At 68.0% G+C, this 10762-nt stretch carries 13 protein-coding genes; all 13 read right to left on the bottom strand.

Annotation, left to right across the window (positions count from 1 at the left end; translation table 11 throughout):
* A partial coding sequence (locus M6444_RS01770) for an asparagine synthase C-terminal domain-containing protein (RefSeq protein WP_298322332.1) occupies positions 1–986 on the bottom strand: 986 nt, incomplete at its 3' end.
* Between the two features lie 107 nt (positions 987–1093).
* A complete protein-coding gene (locus tag M6444_RS01765) occupies positions 1094–1234 on the bottom strand; it encodes a lasso RiPP family leader peptide-containing protein (RefSeq protein WP_298322331.1) in 141 nt (46 codons plus the stop codon).
* A gap of 301 nt (positions 1235–1535) precedes the next feature.
* Positions 1536–1670, bottom strand: coding sequence for a lasso RiPP family leader peptide-containing protein (locus tag M6444_RS01760; protein ID WP_298322329.1), 135 nt, complete (start codon positions 1668–1670; stop codon positions 1536–1538).
* A 44-nt stretch (positions 1671–1714) separates the two neighbouring features.
* Entirely contained in the window at positions 1715–1975 is a 261-nt protein-coding gene (locus M6444_RS01755; protein WP_298322326.1) for a PqqD family protein, read from the bottom strand.
* A 500-nt stretch (positions 1976–2475) separates the two neighbouring features.
* On the bottom strand, positions 2476–2727 hold the full coding sequence (locus tag M6444_RS01750; RefSeq protein ID WP_298322324.1) for an SHOCT domain-containing protein: 252 nt from the start codon (positions 2725–2727) through the stop codon (positions 2476–2478).
* A 118-nt stretch (positions 2728–2845) separates the two neighbouring features.
* Positions 2846–4147 carry a sulfate adenylyltransferase subunit CysN gene (cysN, locus tag M6444_RS01745; RefSeq protein WP_363326203.1) on the bottom strand — a complete coding sequence of 434 codons (1302 nt, stop codon included), beginning with the start codon at positions 4145–4147 and terminating at the stop codon, positions 2846–2848.
* Positions 4148–4173: 26 nt separating this feature from the next.
* Positions 4174–5085, bottom strand: coding sequence for a sulfate adenylyltransferase subunit CysD (gene cysD / locus M6444_RS01740; protein ID WP_298322320.1), 912 nt, complete (start codon positions 5083–5085; stop codon positions 4174–4176).
* Entirely contained in the window at positions 5082–5858 is a 777-nt protein-coding gene (locus M6444_RS01735; RefSeq protein WP_298322318.1) for a 3'(2'),5'-bisphosphate nucleotidase CysQ, read from the bottom strand. The genes cysD and M6444_RS01735 overlap by 4 nt, the downstream gene beginning before the upstream one ends.
* Positions 5859–5968: 110 nt before the next feature.
* The gene (gene rfbD / locus M6444_RS01730) at positions 5969–6865 is read right to left on the bottom strand and encodes a dTDP-4-dehydrorhamnose reductase (protein ID WP_298322316.1); all 897 of its coding nucleotides are present in this window, start codon (positions 6863–6865) and stop codon (positions 5969–5971) included.
* Between the two features lie 36 nt (positions 6866–6901).
* Positions 6902–8269, bottom strand: coding sequence for a sugar transferase (locus M6444_RS01725; RefSeq protein WP_298322315.1), 1368 nt, complete (start codon positions 8267–8269; stop codon positions 6902–6904).
* Positions 8270–8573: 304 nt separating this feature from the next.
* A complete protein-coding gene (gene pth / locus M6444_RS01720) occupies positions 8574–9158 on the bottom strand; it encodes an aminoacyl-tRNA hydrolase (RefSeq protein WP_298322313.1) in 585 nt (194 codons plus the stop codon).
* Positions 9159–9196: 38 nt separating this feature from the next.
* Positions 9197–9838, bottom strand: coding sequence for a 50S ribosomal protein L25/general stress protein Ctc (locus M6444_RS01715; RefSeq protein WP_298322311.1), 642 nt, complete (start codon positions 9836–9838; stop codon positions 9197–9199).
* A 181-nt stretch (positions 9839–10019) separates the two neighbouring features.
* Positions 10020–10762, bottom strand: a 743-nt coding sequence (locus M6444_RS01710; protein WP_298322309.1) for a ribose-phosphate diphosphokinase, incomplete at its 5' end; no start/stop codon positions are given.

Below are 10762 nucleotides of genomic sequence, written 5' to 3'. Positions count from 1 at the left end.
CGGCGCAGGATCTCGTCGGGCAACACGTCGGCGAACAGCCTGCGCATCAGCGCCGTCCGGCCGGCGTAGCCCCACCGTCCGCCGGCGGCAGCCAAGGCGGCCAGGAAGTCATGATCCAGCAGCGGGTGCGTCACCGTGACACCGTGCTCGGCGCCCAGCGCGTGGTAGCAACCGAGAACCGCCTGGACCGCCCGTCGGTGTCGCAACCACCACGTCGCCCGGTCCCACCGCAATGGCTCGCCAGCTTCGTCCGCGGCGAGCAAGCGGTGATGCCTTTCGGCGACGGCCGGCCGCAACCAGGATTGATAGCCGGATCGAACCATCTCCGACCGTGCGGCAACCCGGCGTATCGGACCTGGCATGAGCGCCGCCGACGACGCCGACAGCAGGGCCCGCGAGGCCGGCCGGCGCTTGCGCACCAGCAGCATCAGCGGAGTGACCCGGTGGGCGCCGATGACCTCGTCGCCGCCCTCACCGGTGAGCAGGGATCCCCCGGCTGCCGAGGCGAACAACGCCTGCTTGACGTGAAACGCCGGGGGCCACAGCAGCCCGCGATGCAGCAACCCGGCCTGGCCCACCTCGCCCAAGAGATCACTCGCGCCGTAGATCGGGATTCGCACCCAATCGGCCAGGCCGAGATGCTCGATCACCATGTCTTGCCAAGCCGACTCGTCGGTGTCGTCCACCTCCGGATACACCTCGGTGACCGGAACCGGGTCGGGCAGCCCTTCCCTACGCGCCACCTCCGTCGCCACGGCAAGGACCGCCGAAGAATCACGGCCACCGGAGAACGACACGTAACACGGCGGACGTCGTAGTGCGCGGCCGATCACCGCTTCCAGCGCTGCGCGCGGTGTCGTCGTGACGTGTGGGAGTGGGGTCAGTGGTACGACTCCGTGTACCCAGGACGTCGCAATTTCGAAAACCGACGGCCGGTAGAACGACTGTTCATCAACAATGTCAATCGTCGTCGGCCGACTCGTCATTAGCCGGACCATCATGTGGGGCCCCCGAACGCACCGTCAAGACGATGCATCGTGGGCGCCTGACCGTTTGGCCGGTCGGCCCACGATGCATCGCGTCTTGCGTCGGCTCAGGAAATTCCGCCGCCGCCACCCGGCTTGTCGCCGAACTTGATCCACAGAATCTGGTCGGCAGACCCCTTGCCGGAAAGTGCAAGGGTCAATTCACGGACCGACCCGACTTCTTCCATCTTCGGCGGTTCATATGTCATGACCGCGCCCCCCTTTCGATGACCCCTCGATGAGGGTTTCGGACCGCAGAACACCCCCCGCGTCCTGTCCAGCCCGAGAATCGGACTATATCGCCTTTCGAAGGCGGTTGGGAAGAATCCTTCTGCCAACATTTTGGTTGGTTGTAGGTGCGCTGACGTGCTGAGTGCGTGGCACGCTGAAAGTGACCGATCGTGTCCGGTTTGTCCGCATATGTGGAGCGCTTCAGCGTGCCACGTGTGCCCCGCCGGTTCGCCGGTTCGCCGGTCGTCGGCGCCGGTCGCCAGTGCCGGAACGCGCCCGTCAGGACAGGGCGCCGCCTGGATCGTTGTCGTAGCGGAACCACATGTGCTGATCGGACCGGCCGCGCCCGTCTTGAGCAAGCGTCAGCTCGCGCACGGAACCGATCTCGTCGATCACCGGAGACTCATAAGCCATCGGTCGTACCCCCCTCATCTCGTCGTGCTGTCCAGCACGAACTATCAACCGGACGATTCCAGCAGTTCCCGCTCCCGAAGCATGCCGAGGAAAGACTCCACGTCGGTTCGCGCCTGATCACTTTCGATGCCGAACTCGTCGACCAGACCATCGACCAGCTCGGTCTCGGTACGTTCATCGGTCAACATTCGCATCAGGACCGAGCCGGACTCGTTCGTCTTGAGATACGTCGAGCTGGCCAGGTCCAGAATCACCGTTTCGCCGTCGATCTCGCGCCATGTGACGCCGTCGGTTCGCAGTCTCATCGGCCCCCCAGAAGTAAGCTGCTGAGCGAACTCTAGCGTGCTGGACACGACACAGCTACACGCCGACCCCGTGATCATGCCTGTGTCCGGCGGCGTCCTTCAACGCTCACCTCGTCGCCGACAATGCCCGCCGCGCCGTGGTGGCGGTTCACGGCTCGCCGTGACGCTGGGTGCTGGGCGACCTCGGGGCGCGCAGGGCCGCTGGCAGGACCGGCCGGCGGTGGGGGTTGGGGCGAATCGGGCACGAAATACCTGGTAGTGCCAGTCGCCGCCGGTGCTGACTGGGGCGAACCGGGCACGAACGCTAGTGGCGCCGGTCGTGAAGATCGTCGTGCAACAAAGCGCGGACTATACCGGCAGTTTCTGCCACGACGATCATCACGACCGCTGACTCCAGCACCTTTCAACACGACGATCATCACGACCGCGAACGTCAACACTTTCCGGCACGATGATCATCACGACCCCAGGGGTGTTGGGGCGCCGGCGCGGCCAACCGGTCAGCGATCACGCAACGTGTCCAGCCGATCGGTGTACTCGTCTTCGTCGATCTCGCCGGCGGCGAAGCGTTCGGCCAGCTTGGCCTCACCCGCGCGCCGACCTGAAGCCGCGCTGTTGCGGCGCCAGAGGACGACTGCGGCCGTGATGGCGGCTACGACGATCAGGAACCACAGGATCGGGAAGATCGGCCAGAAGTCCGGCCCGTTCCAGGGTCCGCCATGGGCGATGATCTGGTCGGTTGCTGCGAACATGTCATGCTCCTCGAATCACGAATTGTGCTCATCGTGATTCGAGTGTGCTGGCAATACGCCTCGGCGGCGTCCGGCACGGAACGTAACCGCAGCTACGCAATTCGCCGTAGCTGGTGCCTCAGCTGGCCGACGTGATCATCCCAGCACCGACGGTGCGGTGCGTCGCCTCGTCGATGAGGATGAATCCGCCGGTGATGCGGTTGCGGCGGTACTCGTCAGCCAGGAGCGGGGCGGTGGTCCGCAGCCGGACCCGGCCGACGTCGTTCAAGCCGAGCTGCCCAGCGTCTTCGTCCCGGTGCAGCGTGTTGACGTCGAGGCGGTACTGGATGTCTTTCACCAGCGTCCGCGCCGACCGGGTGGTGTGCTTGATCGCCAGCTTCTGCCCGGGCGAGAGCGGAGTATCGGCCATCCAGCACACCATCGCGTCGATGTCTTGCGCCACGTACGGCTGGTTGTGTGGCCGGCAGATCATGTCACCACGAGAGATGTCGATCTCGTCCTCGAGCCGGATGGTCACCGACATCGGGGCGAAGGCTTCCTCGACCGGCCCGTCGGCGGTTTCGATGGCGGCGATCCGCGTGGTCAACCCACTCGGCAGCGCCATGACTTCGTCACCCGGCTTGAGAATGCCACCCGCAACCTGACCGGCGTACCCGCGGTAGTCGGGGTACTGCAGCGACTTCGGGCGGATGACGTACTGCACCGGGAACCGCACGTCGACCAGGTTGCGGTCGCTGGCGATGTGCACGTTCTCGAGGTGGTGCAGCAACGACGAACCCTCGTACCACGGCATGTTGCCCGAGCGCGAGACGATGTTGTCGCCGTGCAGCGCCGAGATCGGCACCGTCGTCAGGTCCGGGATGTCGAGCTTGGTGGCGAAGGCGGTGAAGTCGCGCTGGATCTTCTCGAACGCCTCCTGCGACCAGTCGACCAGGTCCATCTTGTTCACTGCCAGCACCAGGTGCGGCACCCGCAGCAGCGAGACGATGAACGCGTGCCGGCGGCTCTGTTCGACCAAGCCCTTGCGGGCGTCGACCAGCACGATGGCCAGATCGGCGGTGGAGGCGCCGGTGACCATGTTGCGCGTGTACTGGATGTGCCCGGGGGTGTCGGCGATGATGAACTTGCGTCGCGGCGTGGCGAAGTAGCGGTACGCGACGTCGATGGTGATGCCCTGCTCGCGCTCGGCGCGCAGCCCGTCGGTCAGCAAGGCCAGGTCGGTGTACTCGTCACCGCGCTGCTTGCTGGTGCGCTCGACACTTTCGAGCTGGTCGTTGAAGATCGACTTCGAGTCGAAGAGCAGCCGGCCGATCAGCGTGCTCTTGCCGTCGTCGACAGAACCGGCGGTGGCGAATCGCAGCAGGCCCGCGTCGGCTTCCGTGGGCGTCGTCGAGGTCACGCTGTGCACTCCCGTAGGCATGTCGTTCGAGGGATCGGGCGTCGCATCTAGAAGTATCCCTCTTTCTTACGGTCCTCCATCGCGGCCTCGCTCACGCGGTCGTCGCCGCGGGTCGCACCGCGTTCGGTGAGCCTGGTGGCGGCCACCTCTTCGATGATCTTGTCGATGGTGTCCGCGTCGGAACGAACCGCCGCGGTCAGCGACGCGTCGCCGACGGTGCGGTAGCGCACCTTCGCGGTGAAGGTCTCTTCGCCGTCTCGCGGCTTGCAGAACTCGTTGGCCGAGAACACCATGCCGTCGCGCTCGAACACCTCGCGCTCGTGAGCGAAGTAGATCGACGGCACGTCGATGCCCTCGCGGGCGATGTACTGCCACACGTCGAGCTCGGTCCAGTTGGACAGCGGGAAGACGCGGATGCTCTCGCCTACGTGGATGCGCCCGTTGTAGAGGTTCCACAGTTCCGGGCGCTGGTTCTTCGGGTCCCACTGGCCGAAGTCGTCACGGAACGAGAACACCCGCTCCTTGGCGCGCGCCTTCTCCTCGTCGCGCCGCGCGCCGCCGAAAAGCGCAGTGAACCGGTGCTTCTCCACCGCTTCGAGCAGCACCGGCGTCTGGATCCGGTTACGCGAGCCGTTGGGCTCCTCACGCACCAGGCCGCGCTCGATGGCCTCGGGCACCGAAGCGACGATGAGCTGCACACCCAGCTCGGCGACCCGCCGGTCGCGGAACTCGAGGACCTCGGGAAAGTTGTGCCCGGTGTCGACGTGCATGACCGGGAACGGGATGGGCGCGGGCCAGAACGCCTTCTCAGCCAGGCGCAGCATCACGATCGAGTCCTTGCCGCCCGAGAACAGCAGCACTGGGCGTTCGAGCTCGGCGGCCACCTCGCGGAAGATGTGCAACGCCTCGGATTCGAGGACGTCGAGCTGCGTGAGCTGGTATTCGTGCGTCATCGTCATCGTGCGGACCTCGTTGCGGTGTGAACGTCCCCGACCTCGGCGCACGCGGCCACGAGCGCCGAGCCGAGCTCGGGCCGGGCGACGATCAGGTCGGGGATGTAGGTGTCCTTAGTGTTGTATCGCATCGGTGCGCCGTCGATGCGGCTGGCATGCAGCCCCGCGGCGAGCGCGACGGCGACCGGGGCGGCCGAGTCCCACTCGTACTGCCCACCGGCGTGGATGTACGCGTCGACCTCGCCGCGGATCACTGCCGCTGCCTTGTAGCCCGCCGATCCCATCGGCACGAGCTCGGCCGACATGGTGCGTGCGACGTGCTCGGCCTCGGCCGGCGGCCGGGTCCGGCTCACCGCGACCCGCACGACATCGGAGGTGCGCTCGGGGACCTGGGGCGCTGGGTCGCTGGACAACGTGACCCCGAGGCCGGGCAGCGCGACCGCCCCGGCGGTCAGCTCACCGCCGACCCACAAGGCGACATGCACCGCCCAGTCCGAACGGCCCTCGGCATACTCGCGGGTGCCGTCGAGCGGGTCGATGATCCAGACCCGCTCAGCGTCGAGGCGCGCGGGGTCGTCAGCGGCCTCTTCACTGAGCACGGCATCGTCGGGGCGGTGCGTCGACAGCTGCTCGTCGAGGTAGCGCTGGGCCGCGCGGTCGCCGGCGTCGCGCAGTTCACGCCCGCCGTCCACGGGGCCGTGAGTCCGGCGCAAGTCGAGCAATACCTCGCCTGCCCCCTGGGCAAGGCGAGCCGCCAAGGCTGCATCGGCGTGGGTCACTAGTCTCCTCCGGGGACCGATCAAGCCTCCCACAGTAACCGACTCGTCCCGCCCAGCCCGTGGGGGCCGGATCGCGAGACGCCCCCAGCTCAGCCGCTGACCGGCAGCCGTCACCGTCCGGTCAGCACCGTCGGGGCCGCCGCCGACAGCGCCTGGCGCCACGGTCGCATCGGCTCCATCCCGAGCTGCGCCCACCGGTCCTGGGCCAGCACCGAATACGGCGGACGGGGCGCCAGCCTGGGCATCTCGTCACTCGTGATCGGCCGGACGCGGTCCGGATCGACGCCGAGCTCGGCGAAGACCGCACGCGCCAGCCCGTACCACGACGTCGAGCCGGAGTTCGTGGCGTGCAGCACGCCCGACACGGCGGACGCACTCAGCAGCCTGCCGATGTCGTAGATCCGGGTGGCCAGGTCGAACGTCCACGTCGGCTGGCCCCGCTGGTCGTCGATCACCTCGACCTCGTCGCGCCGGGCGGCGAACTCGACCATGGTGCTGACGAAGCTGCGCCCGTAGGCGCCGTACGTCCACCCGGTGCGGATGATCACGCTGGTGTCCGGCAACGCCTCCAGCACGACCCGCTCACCTTCGGCCTTCGTCCGCCCGTAGGCCGTCGCCGGGGCGATCGGGGCATCCTCGGGGTACGGCTGGCGGCTGGACCCGTCGAAGACGTAGTCGGTCGACAGCTGGATCATGCGCACGTCCGCGCGTTCACACGCTCGGGCCACGTTCGCCACGCCGTGTGCGTTGACGGCCCGGGCTCCGGCCTCGTCGACCTCCGCGCCGTCGACATCGGTGACGGCGGCGAGGTTCACGACCACCGGGTCACCTGGGTCGCCGGCCGCCATCCGCGCGATGCTCGCGACGGCGGCCTCGACAGCGCGACCGTCGGTGACGTCCAGTACGGCCTTCGTGGCCGGCACCACCGGCTCGCCGAGGCTGTGCAGCAGCCCGACGAACTCGCGGCCGAGCCTGCCCGCCGCCCCTGTCACCAGCCAGGTGGTCACCGCGGCTCCCTCCGCCCCGCACGAGCCGGCCTGCCATCAATACGCTCCGGTTCCCCGCCACACCGCGCCGACCGTGCGAGCCAGCAGCCGGGCGTCCTCGCCGAGCGTCCAGTTGTCCACATAGCTCAGGTCCAGCCGTATCGTCTCGTCCCACGACAGGTTGGACCGCCCGCTGACCTGCCACAGGCCGGTCATCCCCGGCACCGCCCGCAACCGGCGGCGCTCAGTGGGGCCGTACTGGTCCACTTCCTCCGGCAGCGGCGGGCGCGGACCGACCAGGGACATCTCGCCGCGCAGGACGTTGAGCAGCTGCGGCAACTCGTCGAGCGAGTATTTGCGCAGCACCCGGCCGATCGGGGTCACCCGGGGATCCAGGCGCATCTTGAACATCGGGCCATCCTGGTCGGTGCCGCCGAGCAGCTCGGCGCGGCGCATGTCGGCGTCCACGTACATGGTGCGGAACTTGACCATGGTGAACATCAGCCCGTCGTGGCCCACCCGCACCTGCCGGTAGAACACCGGTCCCGGGCTGGACATCCGCACGGCGACTGCGATGACCGCGAGCAGCGGAGAGACCAGCACCAGTCCCACCGCCGCGAGCAGCCGGTCGGCGACGCTCTTCACCCGCAGCGGGGCGCCGGCCGGGCGGGCCTGCCGCACATGAACGACCGCGCCCGCGCCCGCACGTCCGGCCGACAGGCGATGCGGGGCGACGTCGTCCAGGCCCAGCTCGACGATTAGTTCACCGCCGACGTCGCTGAGCGCCCAGCCCAACTCACGCAGCCGCTGCCCGGTGAAAGACGATTCAGGTGCGACGCAGACCGCTTGCGCTCCCGACTCGAGGACGGCGGCGACGACGGCGGCCACCGGGGTGCGCTCGCGCTCGCCGTCGGGGTGGGGTCCGGTCGGCTCGCCCACGGCGACGGTCTCGACCACGTGTCCGTCGTCGTCTTCGACGCAGGCGCCCACCACGAGGAGCGCGTGATCGTCGTCGCGAGCGAGGCGGTCGGTCACCTCGGACACGCCGGCCTGCCGACCGATCACGAGCGTGCGGACGCCGGCCACACCGCGCCGGCACAGGTCGCGCTCCCGCCGCGCGGTCACGAACCGCAGCACCACGGCTCCGGTCAGCAGGATCGCCACGACGCCGACGAGCGGGCCGCCGAGCACCGGCCACCCGAACGCCGAACCCGCGATCGCCAGCACGGCGACCAGGACCGCCAACACCTCGACGACGTCGGCATAGCGCCGACGCGAACCGAGAATGGCTTCGCCCGGTCGCGTCCGGCACATCAGGCCCAGCGGCCACGACGCTGCCAACACCGTCAATGCCACCGCCACGGTGGGCTCGTCGGGCATGAAAGCCGGCACCCAGATCGTCGCGGCCGCAGCACCGGCCGTCACCGAATCACCGATGGCGAGAAGTTGTCGAGGACGAAAGGGGCGCTGGGTCGGAAGCTCGCTTCCTGCCCCGTCACGCCCGATCAAAGAATGCTGCTGAAGTGAATGTGCGCGCACGCGCGTAGACGGAATGTCTACCGTAGCCATGGCCCCCCCAGGCTCCGATACCCCCCACCGGCTCAGACCTGAGCCGACGAACATGGAGGGACTATACGCGGCGCGCGCAGACCAGGACCAGAGGTGTGGCCGGTGATTTTCCCGACGTTTTCACGAATCCGATTTCCGTCGGCTGGGCCGTACTCTCAATTCACCCGTTGTAATGATTCTGCGCATACACGAGGCCATCGACCACCACCGCTTCGGCGGCATCTGCGGCACGATCGACGTAGAACTCCAGATCGCGGCGTTCAGCCGCTGAAAACGGTTTGAGTACATAGGCGGCCGGATCCATCCGGCCCGGCGGGCGCCCGATACCGATACGCAGGCGGCAATAGTCTCCGGAGCCCAGACTGGCCCGAATGGAACGCAACCCATTGTGGCCGTTGTCGCCACCGCCGCGTTTGAGCCGGATGGTGCCGAACGGCAAGTCCAGTTCGTCGTACACGACGAGGACATGATCCAGCGGCACCTTGTAGAAGTCGACCAACCGAGCGACCGGACCGCCGGATTCGTTCATGTACGAACGCGGCCGGGCCAGGACCGCGCGGTTGCCGGGGATGCCGCCGAAACGGACCTCCGCGACATCGGCGCGGGTGCGTCGTTGCGCCTTCAGCCGCGTCTCGGCGCGCGCGGCGAGCAGGTCGAGGACCATCGCGCCGACGTTGTGCCGCGTTTCGGCATACGAAGGGCCGGGGTTCCCGAGACCCACGACGAGCCACAGCGCGTCGGACATCTACGGACCCCCGGCCCTCCCATCGAACTCCTGCGGAATTACGACTCTTCGCTCGCTGCGGCTTCCTCGCCCTCGCTCGCAGCCGCTTCCTCGACCTCGGCGCCCTCCTCGGCCGGAGCCTCGGCTTCGAGGTCCGCCTCGGTCGGCGTCGCCGTGATGTTGACGATGAGCAGTTCCTCGTCGGCCGCGAGGGTGGACCCCGGCGCCAGCGTGAGGTCCTTGGCGTGGATCATGCTGCCTTCTTCGAGGCCCTCGACAGAGACCTCGATGTGCTCGGGCAGGTGCGTGGCCTCGGCCTCGATGGCCACCGTGGTGCTCTCGAGGCTGACCATCGTGCCCGGGGCAGCGTCACCGACGAGGGTGACGGGAACGTCGACGACGACCTTCTCACCGCGCTTGACCAGCAGCAGGTCGACGTGCTCGATGAAGCCCTTGAGCGGGTCGCGCTGGACATGCTTCGGCAGCGCCAGCTCGTTGCCGTGGTCCTGGATGTCGAGCGTGATCAGCACGTTGGCCGTCTTCATCGCCATCATGGTGTCGTGGCCCGGCAGGGACAGGTGGATCGGGTCGGTGCCGTGGCCGTAGAGCACCGCCGGCACCTTGTCCGCGCGGCGAAGACGGCGGGCAGCGCCCTTACCGAACTCGGTTCGCAGCTCGGCAGCGATCTTGACATCGGACACGGTGGTACTCCTCGAAAGGCGGTGGGCGGTCAGGCGACACGTCGGGCTCGGGCAAAAGGCGCGCACCGACTGCGCACCGCGTCGATCACGGAGCCGTCACAGAACAGCGCCCTCGCCGAGGCAACCACCGAAGTTTAGCCCCCGCGCGCCGGGGATGTGAAACCGGCCCTGGCGCAGCGGCCTACGCGTTGCCGTTGAACAGGCTGGTGACCGAGCCTTCCTCGAATACCTCGTGGATCGCCCGAGCCACGAGCGGGGCGATCGAGAGCACCGTGAGCTTGTCGAACCGGCGCTCCTCCGGGATGGGCAGCGTGTTCGTCACGATGACCTCGGCGATGCCGGAGTTCTTCAGCCGGTCCACCGCGGGACCGGACAGCACCGCGTGTGTCGCCGCCACGAGCACCTTCTCTGCACCGCCCTCGAGCAGGGCGTCGGCGGCTTGGGTGATGGTTCCCGCGGTGTCGATCATGTCGTCGACGAGCAGACAGGTCCGCCCCTGGACGTCACCGACGACCTCGTGCACCTTCACCTGGTTGGCGACGTTCGGGTCACGCCGCTTGTGGATGATGGCCAGCGGCGTGCCGAGCCGGTCGGCCCACACGTCTGCGACGCGGACGCGGCCGGCGTCGGGCGAGACGATGGTCATGTTCGCCGGGTCGTGCCGGTCGGCGACGTGGTTGGCGAGGATGGGCAGCGCCCACAGGTGGTCGACCGGGCCGTTGAAGAACCCCTGGATCTGCGCGGTGTGCAAGTCGACGGCCATCAACCGGTCGGCGCCGGCCGTTTGGAACATGTCGGCGATCAGCCGGGCCGAGATCGGCTCGCGGCCGCGGTGCTTCTTGTCCTGGCGGGCATAGCCGTAGAACGGCATGACCACGGTGATCTGCTTCGCCGAGGCGCGCTTGAGTGCGTCGACCATGATCA

The organism is Haloactinopolyspora sp., assembly GCF_027324685.1.
Lineage (GTDB): Bacteria > Actinomycetota > Actinomycetes > Jiangellales > Jiangellaceae > Haloactinopolyspora.
This window is presented reverse-complemented; position numbering and strand designations above follow the sequence as displayed.

Coding starts and splice junctions, on each gene's coding strand:
- cysD (WP_298322320.1), bottom strand. CDS start 5,085: ATGACGATGACGCACGAATACCAGCTCACGCAGCTCGACGTCCTCGAA.
- cysN (WP_363326203.1), bottom strand. CDS start 4,147: ATGCCTACGGGAGTGCACAGCGTGACCTCGACGACGCCCACGGAAGCC.
- pth (WP_298322313.1), bottom strand. CDS start 9,158: ATGTCCGACGCGCTGTGGCTCGTCGTGGGTCTCGGGAACCCCGGCCCT.
- M6444_RS01750 (WP_298322324.1), bottom strand. CDS start 2,727: ATGTTCGCAGCAACCGACCAGATCATCGCCCATGGCGGACCCTGGAAC.
- M6444_RS01755 (WP_298322326.1), bottom strand. CDS start 1,975: ATGAGACTGCGAACCGACGGCGTCACATGGCGCGAGATCGACGGCGAA.
- M6444_RS01760 (WP_298322329.1), bottom strand. CDS start 1,670: ATGGCTTATGAGTCTCCGGTGATCGACGAGATCGGTTCCGTGCGCGAG.
- M6444_RS01765 (WP_298322331.1), bottom strand. CDS start 1,234: ATGACATATGAACCGCCGAAGATGGAAGAAGTCGGGTCGGTCCGTGAA.